Source organism: Yersinia sp. 2541 StPb PI (genome assembly GCF_052217145.1).
Lineage (GTDB): Bacteria > Pseudomonadota > Gammaproteobacteria > Enterobacterales > Enterobacteriaceae > Yersinia > Yersinia enterocolitica_E.
Window position 1 is genome coordinate 3195548 of record NZ_JAZGQB010000001.1, and the last position, 18566, is coordinate 3214113.

Here is an 18566-nt window from a genome sequence, read left to right on the forward strand (position 1 = left end):
GACAAAAAAAACGCTTGCTAGACTAATTATTACCCTATAATTGCCAACATAATTTTTAGATATACCCTAAATAATTCGAGTTGCAGGAAGTCGGCAAGCGAGAGACAAATCGGTCGGAAACCGATTTGAACAGCATTTATGCTGCCCGCAGGGTGAGGCTCATTAACCCCGATGAGCTTACATGAGTAAGTGATTCGGGTGATTGAACGTAGCCAATGCAGCTTGAAGTATGACGGATATAAAACTGATTCATAGGTATTTATATGGGAACAACAATCTTTGGTATTCTCTTTGGTGTATTTCTAATAGCGGCAGGTTTAGCGGATATTCATGATGAAAATCTAGCATCACTAACCTTCTGGGTTGACGCATTGCTGATTCTTGTTGGTGCAGTATTCCTATTGGGTATTGCAAAGTTTATCGGGCGTAAGAAGAAATAGCAGTGATATTTATCAGAAAAGGCCGCGCACGGCCTTTTCATTGTCAGCCTGTTATACCAAATCACTCATCACTAATTGTGCGATTTCAAAGTAAATAATCAGGCCGGTACCATCAATAAAGGTAGCAATAAAAGGTGCGGAGACCACCGCAGGATCAATTGACATCCGTTTTAATACCATCGGAATAATAGAAGAGACAATGGCACTCCACACGGTGATAGCAACAACAGTTAAGCTCACCACAATGGTGACTTCCATCCCTACGCCCAGGAACCAAGCGCGGATCCAGGCCGCCAGCCCAATCGTCGTTGCCACCATCAGAGAAGTAGAGACCTCTTTACGCAATACCGCCCCCACATTGCGCAGACTCACCTCCCCCAAAGCCATGGCCCGTACCAGAGTCGAGGTAATTTGCGTACCACTGTTACCACCGGTTCCAATCAGTAATGGAATAAAGAAAGCCAGCGCGATAGCGGCTTCCAATTGCTCTTCAAACGCTTTCAATACTGTTCCGGTATAAGCTTCTGCCACAAATAACAGTAATAACCATATAACGCGTTTACGCCATAATGTTATCGGACTAGTTTGCAAGTAAGGCTCGTCGAGAGGCAAACTGGCTCCTTGCCGTTGGGCATCCTCAGTATTTTCATCTTCGATCAATTCGGCAATATCTTTCGCCCGTAATACCCCCACTAATTTTCCGTGGCTTAATACCGGAACAATATCCAGGCCGCTTTTTGCCAGTAAACTTGCCGCCTCATGACGATCCTGCTCCGGAGATACCGAGAAATAACTCTGATTGATAATTTGAAATACTTTTATATCAGGCTGTTCTTCCGTCAGTAGATTTTTAACCGAGAGTAAGCCGACCAAATGCCGATTGCCATTTGTTACCAACAATTGCGTTGGTATTTCACTATCTGAGATATTCTGCAAGAAATAGGCTTTAGCCTCAGTGACTGACATATCAGCCGATACCGTAATATAAGTATCGCTCATATAGGCACCTAAGGTGGACTCTTTATCCTCGCCTTGATTGGATTGCTTTGGTATTGCTAAATCGAAATGTGAACTCATAAATGACCCTATTACTGTTATAAATTAACTAAACAGTCCTCACATAGGGGCGTAACCAGATTAGAGAGTGCTCAATGGCTATCTCCGTGTCTAAGTTTTAGCACTATACAACGTATCTGATTTCTCAGAAGTTACTTTGGGTTATACCTTAATCCGATATAACCTGTCCTAACCTTGGGCGTCTCTGGACGTCGTCAGATCAGTAACCTGTGTTTGTATAGGAGCCTCGCCTAACGAGATACTGCATTTAAAATGCAGGCACACTATAAACGCGATACTTAAAACAAATCAAAAGAATAACTATTCTTGTTTAAGCTATATTTAGGGTTAGGATTTATATGGCTAATATATAAGTAATAGAAAATTCATACCCGCAGAATAGCCAACGCAATATCTTTTGAGTTTTTTAACGCACGGATTTCACTGAATAAATCTGTTGCTTCAGCATATTCTTTACGTAAATAACCCAACCACTGTTTGATGCGGGCAACATGATACAGGCCGGTATCGCCCTGCTTTTCCAACTGCACATATTTTTGCAGCAGTTTTACCACTTCAGACCAAGCCATATGCGGTTCGTTATACTTCACCACCCGGCTCAGATTCGGTACATTTAATGCCCCGCGCCCTAGCATCACGGCATCACAGCCCGTCACCTTCATGCACTCCTGCGCGCTCTGGTAATCCCAGATCTCACCATTGGCAATCACGGGGATAGTCAGCCGCTGGCGTATTTCGCCAATCGCTTGCCAATTAATTCGTTCGGCTTGATAACCATCTTCTTTGGTGCGGCCATGTACTGCCAGTTCAGTCGCGCCCGCTTGTTGCACTGCGTCTGCGATTTCAAACTGACGAGCGCCAGAATCCCAGCCCAAACGAATTTTGACTGTGACTGGCAAATGCGCAGGCACGGCTTCACGCATCGCTTTGGCTCCCTGATAAATCAATTCAGGATCTTTCAGCAATGTGGCACCACCGCCACTGCCATTCACCAACTTTGAAGGACACCCACAATTGAGATCGACACCGTATGAGCCAAGTTCTACCGCGCGAGCCGCGTTTTCCGCCAGCCACTCGGGATATTGACCCAATAATTGAATACGAACTAAGGTGCCGGAGGGAGTACGGCTTTGATGATGTAATTCAGGGCAGAGACGATAGAAGGATTTTGCTGGCAAAAGTTGATCGACCACCCGTAAAAACTCAGTGATACAAAGGTCATAATCGTTCACTTCGCTGAGGAGTTCGCGCACCAGTGAATCTAATACCCCTTCCATCGGCGCCAATAATACCCGCATGCTAATTACCCTGATCCATTATCCGCACTCGCCCAGTATAAACGTAAAAAAGACCGGCAATGATACGGGGGAATTGAGGTGTAAAACAAGGAATAACCCAGCAGGAACGTCAATTCAGATGAAAAAAAACCGCCTCAAAGAAGCGGTTTGATCAGCGAAAGGGATTACCGCTTATTCGCCTGGTTTACTGCTACGGCCACGTGAAGAAGGGCCAGCCGGGCGACGTTGACCATCAGCCTGGCTACGTGGGCGACTGTTACGGCTATCGCCGCGACCGGCTGCACCACCACCATTCTGTGGACGGCCTGCGCTGCTACCACGCCCCATTCCTGGACGTTGTGCGCCACGGCCCTGGCGACCATTTTGAATCGGATCAGCTTTGATGCTTGGGTCCGGCTCATAGCCATCCAGCGCGATGCGCGGAATTTCACGCTTCAGTAAACGCTCAATATCACGCAACAGTTTATGCTCATCAACGCAAACCAGTGAAATCGCTTCACCTGTGCGTTCCGCGCGGCCCGTACGACCAATACGGTGCACGTAATCTTCTGGTACGTTAGGTAATTCATAGTTAACCACATGGGGTAACTGATCAATGTCCAGACCACGGGCAGCAATATCAGTGGCTACCAGAACCCGGATTTTACCGTCTTTAAAATCAGCCAATGCACGAGTACGCGCGCCCTGGCTCTTATTACCGTGAATTGCCGCGGAGGTAATGCCGTCTTTATTCAGTTGTTCAGCCAAATGGTTAGCACCATGCTTAGTGCGGTTAAACACCAACACTTGCTGCCAGTTGCCCTCACCAATCATCTGAGACAATAATTCACGTTTACGGTTTTTATCCACAAAATGAACACTTTGCGCAATTTGTTCAGAAGCTGTATTGCGGCGCGCTACTTCAACGGAAGCCGGGTTGTTCAACAGCTTGCTCGCCAGACCTTTAATTTCATCTGAGAAGGTGGCGGAGAACAGCAAGTTCTGGCGCTTAGAGGGCAGTTTGGCTAATACGCGACGGATATCGTGAATAAAGCCCATATCCAGCATGCGGTCAGCTTCGTCCAATACCAAAATTTCGATCTTGGACAAATCTACTGCGTTCTGATGTTCCAGATCCAGTAAACGGCCAGGCGTCGCGACTAAAATATCAACACCACCACGCAGTTTCATCATCTGGGGGTTAATGCTAACGCCGCCAAATACCACCAGCGAACGTAGCTTCAGATATTTACTGTAACTCTGTACGTTTTCGTCAATCTGCGCAGCCAGCTCACGGGTAGGCGTTAAGATCAACGCACGTACCGGGCGACGGCCTTTAATTGGCTGTTGATCCTGACTAAGCAGTTGCAGCAATGGCAAGGTGAAACCAGCGGTTTTACCGGTACCCGTTTGCGCACTGGCCATTAAATCACGGCCTTCCAGTACCACAGGGATTGCCTGACGTTGAATCGGTGTCGGCACAAGGTAGCCCTGCTCTTCAACAGCACGCAGGATGTCGGCGTTTAGGCCGAGAGAATCAAATGACATATTACAAGAAGCTCCAGATCTTCCCAATCCCAACGATATCGTCAGGTGCAGTTTCAAGGGAAGATTATCAGACGAGGCATGAATTGAGGCATTACCACGAGGATTGGCACAAACTGCAGTGCACCATTGCGGCTGATTGTAGCAGATCTTTAGCAAGAAAAGGGATATTTACACATTTCTTAAGATTTTTATTAGCGCAAACATCAAGAGAATTGATTTATTACTTGTCATTTATCCATCCCCGATCGCAAAAACCAGGCTTTTATCCGCGCTAACTTTACATATTCTTTGGGACGACCTAAAGTTAATCATATGATTGATTAATTGTTCGACTACCTCTTAGCATTTAACTAATTTCAATTTATTAAGTATGGTGACGATGTCTCATTCCACACCTCATTCCTTAATATTATCCACGCCCGTTACCAGTCGTGGTGAGCAAGCCCGCCAACAATTGATTCAGGCGGCTACCGAATTATTCGGTGAGTTAGGCCTGAAAGGGGCAACAACTCGGGATATCGCCCAGCGGGCAGGACAGAACATTGCGGCCATCACCTACTATTTCAACTCTAAAGAAGGGTTGTATCTGGCGGTCGCGCAACAAATAGCGGATTTCATTCAGCACGCCTTCTCACCGCTGGCGCAAGAGATTGACCAGTTTCTCCAACAACCGATTCACGCACAAACCGCCGAGCAACAGTTGCATTTTATTCGTCGTGGGTTACTGGAATTCAGCCATCTAATGACCCAGCCAGAAACGTTGAATATGAGCAAAATCATGGCGCGTGAGCAACTCTCCCCTAGCGATGCTTACCCACTGATTCATGTGCAGGCTATTGCGCCATTACACCAAAAACTCAATCTGCTGCTGGCCGCATTTATTGGTGCTGATGCCAGTGCAACCAAAACGATTCTTCATACCCATGCCTTGATTGGTGAAGTGTTGGCCTTTCGCATGGGGCGCGAGACTATCCGCCGCCAGGCTGGTTGGTTGGATATTGGTGAGGCTGAAAGTGAAATGATCAATCAGGTACTTATCGAACACATTGACCTGCTGCTTTACGGATTGCGGGACAAATCAGTACGGTGAGCGTATTGAAGGGGTCGTTATAAAATTGTAGCTATAGACATGGTCGATAGGGAGCATTATGAATCGCAAGAAGATTATAGTGGCCGTCGTTATTGTTGCCCTACTGGCGGCGATAGGTTATGGCTGGAACTACTACCGTCAACAACACGACGCATCATTGACGCTGTACGGCAATGTGGATATTCGCACAGTGAATTTAGGCTTTCGAGTCGGTGGTCGGCTGGCGTCTCTGGCTGTCGATGAAGGGGATAAAATCCAGCCAGGGGAAGTTCTGGGGAAACTGGATGACGGCCCTTATCTCAATGCACTCAAACAAGCGCAAGCCAATGTTCAAAGCGCGCAAGCACAGTTGGCTTTATTGAAGGCAGGATACCGTGACGAGGAGATAGCACAGGTAAAATCTGAAGTTGCTCAGCGAGAAGCGGCATTTGGCTATGCCGATAGCTTCCTAAAACGTCAACAAGGGTTGTGGGCAAGTAAAGCCACCTCGGCCAACGAGCTAGAGAATGCTCGAACTGCTCGTAATCAAGCACAGGCTAATCTGCAAGCCTCCAAAGATAAGCTCGCACAATATTTGAGTGGTAACCGGCCACAGGAAATTGCGCAAGCCGAAGCAAATCTGGCCCAAAGTGAAGCTGAACTGGCTCAAGCTCAACTCAACCTGCAAGACACTACCCTGCTCGCGCCATCAGCGGGTACCGTACTCACTCGCGCGGTTGAGCCGGGGACCATTTTATCCGCCAGTAACACCGTATTTACCCTGTCACTGACCGATCCGGTATGGGTACGGGCCTACGTCAGTGAGCCCCACTTGAATCAGGCCATTCCCGGTACCGAAGTCGACGTATTTACCGATGGCCGCCCGGACAAGCCATATCACGGCAAAATAGGTTTCGTATCACCCACGGCGGAATTTACCCCTAAAAGTGTCGAAACGCCTGAGCTGCGTACCGATCTGGTTTATCGCTTACGTATCATTATCACTGATCCCGATGAATCGTTACGACAAGGTATGCCCGTCACCGTTCGTTTCGCACAACCTTAAGGCGGCATGAGCTATGAATGGAATCCAGCATCTTATTACTTTGGAGGGTGTTGAAAAACGCTTCCCCGGACTGGATAACCCCGCCGTCGCCAGCCTGACGACAGAGATCCGCAGTGGTGCAGTCACTGGTTTGGTTGGGCCGGACGGGGCCGGTAAAACCACCCTACTCCGTATGCTCGCCGGATTACTCAAACCCAGTCAAGGCAAGATGACGGTGGTCGGGCTGGACCCGTTAGAAAACGATCGCCAGTTACATTCTATTCTCGGATATATGCCACAAAAGTTTGGTTTATATGAAGATCTCACGGTGATGGAGAACCTGACGCTGTATGCCGATCTACGCGGGGTTACCGGTGAGCTTCGCCGCCAAACATTTGAGCGCCTGCTGACGTTTACCGATTTAACCCGCTTTACTGACCGGCTGGCGGGAAAACTGTCCGGCGGGATGAAGCAAAAACTGGGCTTGGCCTGTACTCTGGTCGGTCAGCCCAAAGTACTGTTGCTCGATGAGCCGGGTGTCGGCGTTGACCCGATTTCACGCCGCGAGCTATGGCGCATGGTGCATGAGTTAGCGAGCGATGGCATGCTTATCCTGTGGAGCACATCATATCTGGATGAAGCAGAGCAATGCCGCGAAGTGTTGTTGCTAAATGAAGGGAAGTTGCTGTACAGCGGTGCACCTCAAAGCCTGACACAACGGATGAGTGGGCGCACAATTTTGCTGGCAGCGCAAACCGGGACCAACCGTAAACTGTTACAACATGCGCTGGCATTGCCCCAAGTGAGTGATGGGGTTATCCAGGGGAAGTATGTGCGGTTAATCCTCAAACCCGACGTGGATCACAGCCAACTATTGCCACTACTCAATCAACCGAATGCCGAGATAACTGAAGCAGAACCGCGCTTTGAGGATGCCTTTATCGACCTGTTGGGGGGCGGCCCCGCCAGTGAGTCCGCGTTGGCGAAGATCATGCCCAAAGTCGCAGGTAGCCATCAGGAGACCGTGATTGAAGCCCAAGAGTTAACCAAAAAATTTGGCGATTTTGCTGCTACCGATCATGTAAATTTTCAGGTCAAACGCGGTGAGATATTTGGTCTACTCGGTCCGAATGGGGCGGGTAAATCCACTACCTTTAAAATGATGTGCGGTTTGTTAGTCCCCAGCTCAGGCAAAGCATTGGTACTGGGAATGGATCTGAAAACCAGTTCAGGTAAAGCACGACAACATTTGGGCTATATGGCGCAGAAATTCTCGTTGTATGGCAATCTGACCGTTGAACAAAACCTGAAGTTTTTCTCCGGCGTTTATGGTCTGCAAGGCAAAACACAACGCGATAAAATAGCTGACATGACCTCAGCCTTTAACTTTACCCCAATCCTCAAACAAACCCCGGACTCACTGCCTCTGGGGTTTAAACAGCGTTTAGCATTGGCCTGCGCGTTAATGCATGAACCAGACATTCTGTTCCTGGATGAACCAACGTCCGGTGTCGACCCCCTCACCCGCCGTGAGTTTTGGTTGCATATCAATGGGATGGTAGATAAAGGTGTCACCGTCATGGTTACCACCCACTTTATGGATGAAGCGGAATACTGTGATCGTATCGGGCTGGTTTACCGTGGCAAAATTATCGCAGCCGGCACACCGGATGAGTTAAAACAACAGGTTGCCAGTGATAATAATCTTAATCCCTCCATGGAAGAGGCCTTTATTGGGCTGGTGCAGCGCTATGATCAGCAAAATGATAAGGAGCAACAGTCATGACCGAGCCACATCTATTGCCAGTGGATAAATCGTCGGTAAATGAGAGCGAAACTTATCAGGACACGGGGTTTTCCTGGCGTCGCCTACGGGCTTTATGCCGTAAAGAGACCCGGCAAATACTGCGTGACCCGAGCAGTGGATTGATCGCATTCGTCATCCCGCTGTTGCTGCTGTTTATCTTTGGCTATGGCATCAATCTGGACTCCAGCAAACTGCACGTCGGCATTTTAATGGAGCAACAGAGCAAACCGGCTCAGGATCTGGCTAACGCCTTCGCCAGTTCACCTTATATTTCACCGCAAATCAGTGATAATCGCCAGGCGCTAATTCAGGCGATGCAAGCCGGAAAAATTCGTGGGCTAATTGTGATCCCCAATGATTTTGCGCAGCAGCTTGCGCGCCCCGAAAGTAAAGCCCCCATTCAGGTGATTACTGATGGCAGTGAACCCAATACCGCCAACTTTGTGCAAGGTTACGCACAAGGGGTGTGGCAAATCTGGCAACAACAACAGGCGCAAAACCTAGGGCAAAAAAACGATCCTCTGATTGAGATTCAGGTCCGTTATTGGTTTAACCCTGCCGCCATCAGCCGACATTTTATTATTCCCGGAGCCATTACCATTATTATGACGGTTATCGGCGCGATTCTAACCTCGCTGGTGATCGCCCGTGAATGGGAGCGCGGAACCATGGAAGCGCTGCTGTCGACCCAGGTCACGCGCAGCGAGTTGCTGTTGTCGAAACTGATCCCCTATTACGTCCTGGGCATGATAGCCATGACACTCTGCATGGCGGTGTCGGTATTTATCCTTGATGTGCCTTTCCGTGGCTCATTGTGGATACTATTTGTTATGACCAGCCTATTTTTGGCCAGCACTCTGGGTATGGGATTGCTAATTTCGACCATTACCCGCAATCAATTTAACGCCGCAATGGTGGCCTTGAATGCCGCATTCCTACCGGCTGTGATGCTGTCTGGCTTCATTTTCGAAATTGACAGCATGCCCGCTATCGTGCGCGCCGTAACCTATATCATTCCGGCCCGTTATTTTGTCAGCAGTCTGCAAACCCTGTTTCTGGCGGGGAATATCGGCACCGTGCTGGTGATTAACCTGTTGTTCCTGGTCGCCTCAGCAGCCGTATTTATCGGCCTGACGGCATGGAAAACTAATCGTCGGTTAGATTAGGCGCCGATTAGATTAAAGGAAGGAAGCAAGATATGTTTCACCGCCTCTACACATTGATTATCAAAGAGTTGCAGTCACTGCTGCGGGAACCACAGACACGTGCAATATTAATTATGCCGGTCATATTACAAGTCATTTTGTTCCCATTCGCCGCTACATTGGAAGTGACCAATGCCACCATTGCTATTTATAGCGAAGACAGCGGGAAAGCATCTGTAGAGCTGACCCAACGCTTTGCCAAAGCAGAGGCTTTTTCTCATGTCTTACTGCTCCACAGCCCGCAAGAAATTCAGCCAGTGATTGATAACCAGCGAGCACTGCTTTTGATACGTTTCCCAGAGCAATTCAGTGCTGACCTGGCTAATGGCAAAACCACTCAGTTGCAATTATTGCTGGATGGGCGTAACTCCAACAGCGCGCAAATTGCCGCCAATTACATTCAGCAAATCGTACAAAATTATCAATTAGAATTAACCCAAGGCCAGATAAAGCCCAACAACAGCGAGTTGGTCATCCGCAATTGGTATAACCCGAATCTGAACTACAAATGGTTCGTGGTGCCATCATTGATTGCGATGATTACGACTATCGGGGTGCTTATTGTGACATCACTGTCGGTGGCTCGTGAGCGGGAGCAAGGGACACTCGAGCAGTTGTTAGTTTCACCGCTAACCACCTGGCAGATTTTTATTGGTAAAGCTGTCCCGGCACTGATTGTCGCGACTTTCCAGGCAAGTATCGTCTTGTTTATCGGTATCTTTTTTTACCAAATTCCGTTTGCTGGTTCGTTGGCACTGTTTTATGGCACCATGCTGCTCTACGGCTTGTCGCTCGTTGGCTTCGGTTTGCTGATTTCCTCGTTATGTTCCACTCAGCAGCAGGCTTTTATTGGCGTGTTTGTTTTTATGATGCCCGCTATCTTGCTGTCCGGTTATGTCTCGCCGGTCGAGAATATGCCTATCTGGCTGCAAAATATTACGTGGATCAACCCTATCCGCCACTTTACAGATATCACCAAACAGATTTACCTCAAGGATGCCAGTTTCGATATTATCTGGCACAGTTTGTGGCCGTTACTCGTGATAACCGCCACCACGGGGAGTGCCGCCTATGGGATGTTTAGGCGGAAAATTGCATAGCGACATTAAACGGTAGCAAGACTTACCTGCATTCACCAAAAGCAAAAAGGACACCACAGGGGTGTCCTTTAAAATTTTGATCAACCTATACAACGAGCAAGTTGCGAGACCAAAAAATTGACCGACGCCCGCAGCGCAGAAAGCGCAGTTGACATCGGTCAATGAGCATTTCGAGCAGCGTACGGCGAGCAAGTTTGCCGCGTCGCAGCCCTGAATCAACCAGCTTAACGGCGGTTGCCGAAAATCCGCAGTAACATCAAGAACAAGTTAATGAAATCAAGATACAGCGTCAAAGCACCCACGATGGAATACTTGCGGAAGTTATCTTTATCATTGGCATCCAACTGTGAGCCCATGTTTTTCAACTTCTGGGTATCATAAGCAGTCAAACCAACAAACACTAACACCCCGATGTAGGTCACTGCCCACATTAGCGCCGTGCTTTTCAGCCAGATGTTAACAATCGATGCCAACACGATACCGATCAGGCCCATAAACAGCATGCTGCCCATACCACTCAAATCACGCTTGGTGGTATAGCCGTAGAAACTCATGGCACCAAACATACCGGCAGCAATCAAGAATGTGCTGGCGATAGAAGAGCTGGTGTACATGATGAAAATGCTGGATATCGTCAAACCGGTTAATGCGGAATAGAGCATAAACAGCGAGGTAGCCATCGAGCCACTCAGGCGGTTAACCATGCCAGAAATAACAAATACCAGACCTAACTGAACAATAATCAGCCCGAAAAAGGTGATCTGACTGGAAAATATAAAGTTGAGTATCGCAGGGGTATTCGCTGCGTACCAAGCGACAACCGCCGTTAATAACAGACCACAGGTCATCCAGCCGTATACCTGCGCCATGTATGCCTGAATGCCTGTGTTGGCACGTTCGACAATCGAACCATTAGAGCGTGGATAGCGATCCATGGTAGTTACCTTATGCATATAAATAATGATACAGGCCATCTAAATTGACAGCCCACCGACTTTTTAAGGGTACCACAGAAGTACAGTCAACAAGGGAGTAAAAATAGACATTTAGCAGTGATCTTTACACTGGTTTACGCTCAATTTACCAACGCCTGGCCGCCTGATGATCACTGTCGCGTGATTCAACCCAACGTTCGCCATCCGTTGTGGCTTCCCGTTTCCAAAATGGTGCCTTTGTTTTCAGGTAATCCATTATAAATTCAGCCGCATCAAACGCCATACTGCGATGGGTACTGGTCACCCCGACAAAGACGATTTCATCGCCGGGGAACAGTGGCCCTACCCGATGAATAACGCTAACACGCTGTAAAGGCCAACGGCTGCGGGCGTCATCAATAATCTCAGCTAACGCCTTTTCTGTCATGCCTGGGTAATGTTCCAGCGTCAGTGCACTGACGCTATCACCCAGGTTGTGATTACGGACTTTGCCGGTAAAGGTCACCACCGCGCCATCTTCATCACACTGTGACAACCAGTGATACTCATCACCCACACTGAAGGTCTCAGTGCCCACACGAATACGGGTATGCTCCATTATCAACCTCCGGTCACCGGCGGGAAGAACGCCACTTCATCACCCGCCACCAGCGGATGGTGAACATTGACCAGTGATTGATTCACTGCCGTCAGTAATTTGCCTTCTTCAAGGGCTAATTGCCAGCGTTCGCCCCGTTGGCACAGGGATTGGCGCAGTGCCTCGACAGTGGGAAATTCCGCCGCCAATTGCAGGCTGTCGGTTCCGACCAGTTCACGCACCTGAGCAAAAAAGAGAATCTGAATCATGGGTTCACCTTAAAATCACCGGATTTCCCGCCACTTTTTGCTAACAGGCGCACCGGGCCAATTATCATGTCTTTTTGTACCGCTTTGCACATATCGTAAATTGTCAGGGCGGCAACGGAAGCTGCCGTCAGCGCTTCCATTTCCACGCCGGTTTTACCGGTCAAGCGACAGCAAGTTTCGATACGCACACGGTTGTGTTCTGGTTGTGCTTCCAGTTGAACTTCAACTTTGGTCAGCAACAGTGGGTGGCACAGTGGGATCAATTCCCAGGTTTTTTTAGCCGCCTGAATCCCGGCAATACGCGCAGTGGCAAAGACATCACCTTTGTGGTGGCTGCCCTCGATAATCATCGCCAACGTCGCGGCCTGCATTTCAACAAAAGCCTCTGCCCGTGCTTCGCGCACAGTTTCTGCTTTAGTGGAAACATCCACCATATGGGCTTCGCCTGCGGCGTTAATGTGAGTTAGTTGGGTCATATATTCTCTTCTGTTCTTAACGTTGCCCGCTATCAACCGCCAATAAACGATAAATTCTGGGTAATACCGCTGTTGCCCTGATGCAGAAAATGAGTCTGTTTCTTGGTTTGCAATGCACTCTGGATGCGTGCCATTAACTCATCTTGCTGGTCATCGCTGCCCAGTAAGTCACGTAGCGTAATACCTTGCTCGCCAAATAAGCATAAATGCAGATTTCCCAGCGCTGAAACACGCAAGCGGTTACAACTGGCGCAGAAGTCTTTCTCATACGGCATAATCAGCCCGACCTCTCCCAGATAATCCGGATGATAAAACACCTGCGCCGGGCCATCACTGCGCGCCCGCGCTTGCTGTTGCCAACCTTGTTGGAGTAATTGCTGGCGGATGACACCACCGGAGACATGATGCTGACGAAACAGCTTCCCCCCCTCGCCGGTTTCCATTAATTCGATAAACCGCAGTTGAATCGGTCGCGATTTTATCCAACTGAGGAAGGCATTCAGATTGCGATCATTGACATCACGCATCAGTACGGCATTGATTTTGACTTTCTCAAAACCAGCATCGAAAGCAGCATCAATGCCTTGCATGACCTGATGAAATTTATCCTGCCCGGTTATGGCATGAAATTGTCGCGGGTCAAGGCTATCGACACTGACGTTAATGGCTGTCAATCCAGCCTCCCGCCATTGGGCGGCGTCACGGGCTAAACGGTAGCCATTGGTGGTGACTGCCAGTGTGCGGATCGCCGGATTTTGTTTGATAGTCGCGATGATATCGGTGAAGTCGCGCCGCATAGAAGGTTCGCCGCCCGTCAGACGAATTTTTTCTGTTCCCAACAGAGCAAAGGCGCGGCTGACGCGGCTTATCTCGTCCAGACTCAGAAAGCTTTTTAATCCGTCGGGGCGATAGCCATCCGGCAAGCAATAGGTGCAACGGAAATTGCACACATCGGTGATTGATAGGCGCAAATAATAGAACTTGCGCGCAAATGCGTCAGTGAGTTGTACCATAACACCTTTCCAAATACGGGAGATGCAGGCATTTCTACCTCGCACCCTGGTGGCTTAAAGCCACGGCCAGAGCATCATATTGTTCGCGGACGAGACAACGTAGACGCCAAGGCTAGGAGTTTATGTTCAGTGACAGTTTACCTACTGCCCACCGAACCATGGTTTAAAAAGTAAAGCGCTTAGTGGCAGATGAGTCGCTAAAAACCCTACTTTTCCTAGAGATTCTAACGCTAAAACGGCAGGATAGCCAATGGCTGTTTTTCGTTATATATTTTTATATACAACGACTTATCTAACAAAACTCACTGTTATTCAGTCTATTGTAATCCGTTGCTAATACTTTGTTTAAAATCACTAAAACAATGGCTTTTATCGCGTTTTCGCGGCAAATCCGTTAACTTATGCAGCAATTTCACCCTTAGCTACGCTATTAGAGCCAGGCAACAATATTTAGACAGGAAAAATATGCGAAATCGCACATTAGCGGATCTCGATCGAGTGGTTGCTTTAGGGGGAGGCCATGGCCTGGGGCGCGTGATGTCAGCCCTTTCGCCACTGGGTTCACGCCTGACAGGTATTGTTACCACCACCGATAATGGCGGCTCGACTGGCCGCATTCGCCGTTCAGAAGGAGGGATTGCCTGGGGTGATACCCGCAATTGCCTTAATCAGTTGATCACTGAGCCGAGTGTGGCTTCGGCAATGTTTGAATACCGTTTTAGCGGTAATGGCGAACTCTCGGGCCATAATCTGGGCAATTTAATGCTCAAAGCGTTAGACCATCTCAGCATCAGACCTATCGAGGCAATCAATCTGGTACGTAGCTTGCTGAAGGTTGAGGCATGGCTCATCCCAATGTCTGAGCAGCCGGTCGATCTGCTGGCCATCGATCATGAAGGGCACCCCGTTTATGGTGAGGTGAATATCGACCAACTGGCAAAAATGCCACAAGAGATGTTGTTGTCACCGCACGTTCACGCCACGCGGGAAGCCGTGGAAGCAATTAGCCAGGCCGATGTTATTTTGATTGGGCCAGGTAGTTTCTTAACCAGTCTGATGCCCTTGTTACTGCTAGATGACTTAACTCAGGCCTTACGACGCAGCTCTGCCAGTATGATTTATATCGGTAATCTGGGGCGTGAACTCAGTGTGGCGGCGGCCGCGCTATCGTTGCAAGAAAAACTGGCGATAATGGAAAGCAAGATTGGCCGCAAAATTATTGATGCGGCAATTGTCAGTCCACAAATTGATATCAGTGGTGTAACAGACAGGATTATTATCCAGCAGCCACTGGAAGCAAAAGATATCCCTTACCGCCATGACCGTGAGCTACTGCGCCAGGCACTGGAAAACACCCTGCAACAGCTCGGTGGGGCAAACTAGCTAAGAGGCTTAGCTTGAGTTTGAGCTTGCAACCTTGCGCTGTCATTCATATGGATATACAGCGCCTCCACTTTAGTTCTAGCCCATGGTGTACGGCGTAAAAACTTCAGGCTGGATTTAATGCTGGGATCGCTGATGAAACAGTTGATATTGATACGGTATGCCAACTCCTCCCAGCCATAATGCTCAACCAGTTTGGTCAGCAGTTGTTCAAGGGTAATACCGTGTAATGGATCTTTCGACAAGTGATCACTCATTATTTATCTCGCACTTTTACTCTCCGACTTGGGGCTGCTGAATTGTGGGTTTGCCACCAACCTGCAACGCCAGGTTATTTGAGTCTATCTAGGTGATGATTTTATTAGTCGCACACCTTAATCAGGATAGGTTGATGCGACAAGCATAAATTCCCGATTTGTCGCACCATTGCTTACCGCTCACATAATGCAGGGCTGATGAGCATCAAGATATCGCGATAAATTGCTGGCGCAACTGATGGACTTGATCACGCAGTTCTGCTGCCTGCTCAAACTCCAGATTTTGCGCGTGGGTGTACATTTTAGACTCCAACTCACGGATTTTCTGATCAAGCGCTTTTGGTGGCAAGGCGTGATAATTATTGGGATCGGCCACTTTGCCGCCCCGCCCTTTCCCTTTACCACGGGAAGAGGGTTGGCCCAATTGCAGAATATCGCCAATCTTCTTGTTCAACCCTTGCGGAATGATGCCACGTTCTTCGTTGTAAGCTTGCTGTTTGACACGGCGCCGTTCCGTTTCACCAATAGCCTTTTCCATTGAGGCGGTAATTCTGTCGCCATACAGTATTGCTTTACCATTAAGGTTACGCGCCGCACGGCCAATGGTCTGGATTAAAGAGCGTTCAGAACGCAGGAAACCTTCTTTATCAGCATCAAGAATTGCGACCAGAGAAACCTCTGGCATATCCAAACCTTCGCGCAGTAAGTTAATTCCCACCAATACATCAAACTCACCCAAACGCAGATCACGAATGATCTCTACCCGTTCAACGGTATCAATATCCGAATGCAGGTAACGAACACGGGCGCCATGCTCTCCAAGATACTCGGTCAGGTCTTCAGCCATACGTTTGGTCAGCGTGGTCACCAGCACCCGCTCGTTAATCGCTGCACGAATACGGATCTCTGACAGCAAGTCATCAACCTGTGTGGCTACCGGCCGTACTTCAATTAATGGGTCGAGCAGGCCCGTCGGCCGCACGACCTGATCGATGATATCGCCACCGGATTTCTCCAGCTCATATTTACCTGGAGTTGCTGAAACATAAATAGTTTGTGGTGCCAGTGCTTCAAACTCTTCAAACCGCATTGGCCGGTTATCCAGTGCCGATGGCAGCCGGAAACCATATTCCACCAATGTTTCTTTGCGTGAGCGGTCACCTTTGTACATCCCGCCGATTTGCGGAATAGTGACGTGGGATTCATCAACCACCAACAGACCGTCAGCCGGTAGATAGTCAAATAGCGTCGGTGGTGCTTCGCCTGGACCACGGCCCGAAAGGTAGCGGGAATAGTTTTCAATACCGGAGCAATAGCCCAGCTCATTCATCATTTCAAGGTCAAACTGGGTCCGCTGGCTAATACGTTGCTCTTCCAACAACTTGTTATTGGCTAATAGCACCTGACGGCGGTCGGCCAATTCGACTTTGATCTCTTCCATGGCCTGCAAAATACGCTCGCGCGGGGTAACGTAGTGCGTTTTAGGATAGACCGTAAAGCGCGGTACTTCATGCTGTAACTGGCCTGTCAATGGATCAAAGATGGACAACCGTTCGACCTCTTCATCGAACAACTCTACCCGCAACGCCCATTCATCAGATTCTGCGGGGAAGATGTCGATAACTTCACCACGCACCCGGAAGGTACCGCGCTGGAATACCTGATCATTACGGCTGTACTGCAATTCGGATAAGCGACGCAAAATAGAGCGCTGATCGATGATCATACCCTTAGTCAGATGCAGCATCATTTTCAGGTATAAATCAGGATCACCCAGACCATAAATCGCAGAAACCGACGCCACCACGATAACATCACGCCTTTCCAGCAGTGCTTTGGTCGCAGATAGCCGCATTTGCTCGATATGCTCATTTACCGAGGCATCTTTTTCAATAAACGTATCAGAGCTTGGGACATAGGCTTCAGGCTGGTAGTAGTCATAGTAGGAGACGAAATACTCTACCGCGTTATCGGGAAAGAACTCTTTCATCTCACCATAAAGCTGTGCTGCCAATGTCTTATTGGGTGCCAGCACCATGGTTGGGCGATTCAAATCAGCAATAACATTGGCTATCGTAAAGGTTTTACCCGATCCCGTTACCCCCAACAGTGTCTGATGAGCCAGACCATTCTCTAGCCCTTCTTCCAGTTTACGGATGGCCTCAGGCTGGTCGCCTGCTGGCTTAAACTCAGAATGTAGTTTGAATAATTTACTCATGAATTTGCTACCCACTGGAGAAACACACACTATCAGGAGGCTAATTATGAAAGCCCCATAGAATTTTGCCACCTCTATGATACTGGATATAAAACCAGCTTCAAGCACCAAAATGTAGGAATGTCTTTCACCAGGAGATTGTTTGCCTCGTTACAGTGACATCTAAACGACAGCTGCACTGTAAAAGCGTTTTTATCCCCAACTGTTAACATAAACACTTTAGTGATAACTAATCGATTAAAGATCACTCATCATCGCCAGTTATGATTTTTCAGCGCTTGATTTTAAATAACCCATTGAAAGTAAAATAAATTATTAAAAAGTAGAGAATGCGGACAACAGGAGCGCAAGCCGCGCCCGCTCTCGCTTGCCATCAGTTTTCTATGGCTAATGCACAAGGTTATCCACAGGAATGGTGGATAACTCATTCAACCCCACAGCGGCTGGGAGTTGGCGAAAAGCAAAGCTTGGGGGATAAATGGGGACTAACTGGCTTTTTTAGTGTTTTTTTTACATTTTTATTTCACCGCATATTTCAATTAGTGCTAACTATGTAGCTTGCTAATTCTATAATTTTCACTAGTTAACACCTGTATCTAATGACCTCTGACCTCTCTCTTTTTCTACTGCACCATTTTCTCCACCAAAGCACCGCTTAAGTGCAAGCTAGCCATCACTCTACGCTCGCCCCCCGCCAGGCTGAGCTATTTTTACCCCACGCTGCGCGTTAAAACCATTTACAGCCTGTTAACAAACAGATTTTACTCTCTGTATAGCAACTTGGCCCAAGAGTTGCTTTATATCTCTGTGAAACGGAGAGATTAAAGGGGAAATGGTCTAAAGCGGTGCAACGCATTAATAGACTAAAAA

At 48.3% G+C, this 18566-nt stretch carries 17 protein-coding genes and 2 riboswitches; of the genes, 7 read left to right on the top strand and 10 right to left on the bottom strand.

The window, feature by feature from the left end:
• Positions 1 to 263 precede the first annotated feature (263 nt).
• A complete protein-coding gene (locus V1953_RS14415; protein WP_005189574.1) occupies positions 264 to 440 on the top strand; it encodes a hypothetical protein in 177 nt (58 codons plus the stop codon).
• Between the two features lie 51 nt (positions 441 to 491).
• Here the strand turns inward: V1953_RS14415 and mgtE are convergent, their stop codons facing one another.
• The 3 genes from mgtE to rhlE form a co-directional block, all read right to left on the bottom strand.
• Complete coding sequence (gene mgtE, locus V1953_RS14420; RefSeq protein ID WP_083159504.1) at positions 492 to 1517, bottom strand: magnesium transporter; 1026 nt, start codon at positions 1515 to 1517, stop codon at positions 492 to 494.
• A 75-nt stretch (positions 1518 to 1592) separates the two neighbouring features.
• Positions 1593 to 1762, bottom strand: a riboswitch (M-box (ykoK) riboswitch).
• Between the two features lie 120 nt (positions 1763 to 1882).
• On the bottom strand, positions 1883 to 2815 hold the full coding sequence (gene dusC / locus V1953_RS14425) for a tRNA dihydrouridine(16) synthase DusC (RefSeq protein WP_083159506.1): 933 nt from the start codon (positions 2813 to 2815) through the stop codon (positions 1883 to 1885).
• 171 nt (positions 2816 to 2986) lie between these two features.
• Positions 2987 to 4342: an ATP-dependent RNA helicase RhlE gene (gene rhlE / locus V1953_RS14430; protein WP_083159508.1), complete on the bottom strand. Its 1356-nt coding sequence runs from the start codon at positions 4340 to 4342 to the stop codon at positions 2987 to 2989.
• Positions 4343 to 4721: 379 nt separating this feature from the next.
• Between rhlE and cecR the strand changes: the two genes are divergently transcribed.
• The 5 genes from cecR to V1953_RS14455 are packed head-to-tail and all read left to right on the top strand — an operon-like array spanning position 4722 to position 10568.
• Entirely contained in the window at positions 4722 to 5432 is a 711-nt protein-coding gene (gene cecR, locus V1953_RS14435) for a transcriptional regulator CecR (RefSeq protein WP_442851077.1), read from the top strand.
• A gap of 58 nt (positions 5433 to 5490) precedes the next feature.
• Positions 5491 to 6477 carry a secretion protein HlyD gene (gene hlyD, locus V1953_RS14440; protein WP_083159512.1) on the top strand — a complete coding sequence of 329 codons (987 nt, stop codon included), beginning with the start codon at positions 5491 to 5493 and terminating at the stop codon, positions 6475 to 6477.
• Between the two features lie 13 nt (positions 6478 to 6490).
• On the top strand, positions 6491 to 8242 hold the full coding sequence (locus V1953_RS14445; RefSeq protein WP_083159514.1) for an ATP-binding cassette domain-containing protein: 1752 nt from the start codon (positions 6491 to 6493) through the stop codon (positions 8240 to 8242).
• Positions 8239 to 9429: an ABC transporter permease gene (locus V1953_RS14450; protein ID WP_083159516.1), complete on the top strand. Its 1191-nt coding sequence runs from the start codon at positions 8239 to 8241 to the stop codon at positions 9427 to 9429. Before V1953_RS14445 ends, V1953_RS14450 begins: the two co-directional genes overlap by 4 nt.
• 32 nt (positions 9430 to 9461) lie before the next feature.
• Positions 9462 to 10568, top strand: coding sequence for an ABC transporter permease (locus V1953_RS14455; RefSeq protein WP_083159518.1), 1107 nt, complete (start codon positions 9462 to 9464; stop codon positions 10566 to 10568).
• A gap of 224 nt (positions 10569 to 10792) precedes the next feature.
• Here V1953_RS14455 and V1953_RS14460 read toward each other — a convergent pair whose 3' ends face one another.
• The 5 genes from V1953_RS14460 to moaA all read right to left on the bottom strand — a co-directional run bounded on the left by V1953_RS14460 (position 10793) and on the right by moaA (position 13838).
• Positions 10793 to 11503, bottom strand: coding sequence for a Bax inhibitor-1/YccA family protein (locus tag V1953_RS14460; protein WP_083159520.1), 711 nt, complete (start codon positions 11501 to 11503; stop codon positions 10793 to 10795).
• A 145-nt stretch (positions 11504 to 11648) separates the two neighbouring features.
• A complete protein-coding gene (gene moaE, locus V1953_RS14465; RefSeq protein WP_193784695.1) occupies positions 11649 to 12101 on the bottom strand; it encodes a molybdopterin synthase catalytic subunit MoaE in 453 nt (150 codons plus the stop codon).
• A gap of 2 nt (positions 12102 to 12103) precedes the next feature.
• Positions 12104 to 12349, bottom strand: coding sequence for a molybdopterin synthase sulfur carrier subunit (moaD, locus tag V1953_RS14470; protein ID WP_032907188.1), 246 nt, complete (start codon positions 12347 to 12349; stop codon positions 12104 to 12106).
• Entirely contained in the window at positions 12346 to 12825 is a 480-nt protein-coding gene (gene moaC, locus V1953_RS14475; RefSeq protein ID WP_372558386.1) for a cyclic pyranopterin monophosphate synthase MoaC, read from the bottom strand. The genes moaD and moaC overlap by 4 nt, the downstream gene beginning before the upstream one ends.
• Positions 12826 to 12857: 32 nt before the next feature.
• Positions 12858 to 13838: a GTP 3',8-cyclase MoaA gene (gene moaA, locus V1953_RS14480; protein WP_102970445.1), complete on the bottom strand. Its 981-nt coding sequence runs from the start codon at positions 13836 to 13838 to the stop codon at positions 12858 to 12860.
• Positions 13825 to 13969: riboswitch (molybdenum cofactor riboswitch) on the bottom strand. (Overlaps the previous gene by 14 nt.)
• A 334-nt stretch (positions 13970 to 14303) precedes the next feature.
• Here moaA and V1953_RS14485 point away from each other — a divergent pair.
• Entirely contained in the window at positions 14304 to 15221 is a 918-nt protein-coding gene (locus tag V1953_RS14485; protein ID WP_083159524.1) for a gluconeogenesis factor YvcK family protein, read from the top strand.
• On the opposite strand, the gene V1953_RS14490 is transcribed toward V1953_RS14485, so the two are convergent.
• Both V1953_RS14490 and uvrB read right to left on the bottom strand, forming a co-directional pair.
• Positions 15218 to 15478, bottom strand: a complete 261-nt coding sequence (locus V1953_RS14490; protein ID WP_083159526.1) for a VF530 family DNA-binding protein — start codon at positions 15476 to 15478, stop codon at positions 15218 to 15220. The two genes, V1953_RS14485 and V1953_RS14490, sit on opposite strands and share 4 nt — an antisense overlap.
• A gap of 205 nt (positions 15479 to 15683) precedes the next feature.
• Positions 15684 to 17696, bottom strand: coding sequence for an excinuclease ABC subunit UvrB (gene uvrB / locus V1953_RS14495; protein ID WP_050087533.1), 2013 nt, complete (start codon positions 17694 to 17696; stop codon positions 15684 to 15686).
• Positions 17697 to 18566 lie beyond the last annotated feature (870 nt).

What these genes read in the sequence shown, in the direction of transcription:
- V1953_RS14485 (WP_083159524.1), top strand. Translation starts at nt 14,304, where the DNA reads ATGCGAAATCGCACATTAGCGGATCTCGATCGAGTGGTTGCTTTAGGG.
- cecR (WP_442851077.1), top strand. Translation starts at nt 4,722, where the DNA reads ATGTCTCATTCCACACCTCATTCCTTAATATTATCCACGCCCGTTACC.
- moaC (WP_372558386.1), bottom strand. Translation starts at nt 12,825, where the DNA reads ATGACCCAACTAACTCACATTAACGCCGCAGGCGAAGCCCATATGGTG.
- V1953_RS14450 (WP_083159516.1), top strand. Translation starts at nt 8,239, where the DNA reads ATGACCGAGCCACATCTATTGCCAGTGGATAAATCGTCGGTAAATGAG.
- V1953_RS14415 (WP_005189574.1), top strand. Translation starts at nt 264, where the DNA reads ATGGGAACAACAATCTTTGGTATTCTCTTTGGTGTATTTCTAATAGCG.
- moaD (WP_032907188.1), bottom strand. Translation starts at nt 12,349, where the DNA reads ATGATTCAGATTCTCTTTTTTGCTCAGGTGCGTGAACTGGTCGGAACC.
- moaE (WP_193784695.1), bottom strand. Translation starts at nt 12,101, where the DNA reads ATGGAGCATACCCGTATTCGTGTGGGCACTGAGACCTTCAGTGTGGGT.
- moaA (WP_102970445.1), bottom strand. Translation starts at nt 13,838, where the DNA reads ATGGTACAACTCACTGACGCATTTGCGCGCAAGTTCTATTATTTGCGC.
- uvrB (WP_050087533.1), bottom strand. Translation starts at nt 17,696, where the DNA reads ATGAGTAAATTATTCAAACTACATTCTGAGTTTAAGCCAGCAGGCGAC.
- dusC (WP_083159506.1), bottom strand. Translation starts at nt 2,815, where the DNA reads ATGCGGGTATTATTGGCGCCGATGGAAGGGGTATTAGATTCACTGGTG.
- hlyD (WP_083159512.1), top strand. Translation starts at nt 5,491, where the DNA reads ATGAATCGCAAGAAGATTATAGTGGCCGTCGTTATTGTTGCCCTACTG.
- V1953_RS14445 (WP_083159514.1), top strand. Translation starts at nt 6,491, where the DNA reads ATGAATGGAATCCAGCATCTTATTACTTTGGAGGGTGTTGAAAAACGC.
- V1953_RS14455 (WP_083159518.1), top strand. Translation starts at nt 9,462, where the DNA reads ATGTTTCACCGCCTCTACACATTGATTATCAAAGAGTTGCAGTCACTG.
- V1953_RS14490 (WP_083159526.1), bottom strand. Translation starts at nt 15,478, where the DNA reads ATGAGTGATCACTTGTCGAAAGATCCATTACACGGTATTACCCTTGAA.
- V1953_RS14460 (WP_083159520.1), bottom strand. Translation starts at nt 11,503, where the DNA reads ATGGATCGCTATCCACGCTCTAATGGTTCGATTGTCGAACGTGCCAAC.
- rhlE (WP_083159508.1), bottom strand. Translation starts at nt 4,342, where the DNA reads ATGTCATTTGATTCTCTCGGCCTAAACGCCGACATCCTGCGTGCTGTT.
- mgtE (WP_083159504.1), bottom strand. Translation starts at nt 1,517, where the DNA reads ATGAGTTCACATTTCGATTTAGCAATACCAAAGCAATCCAATCAAGGC.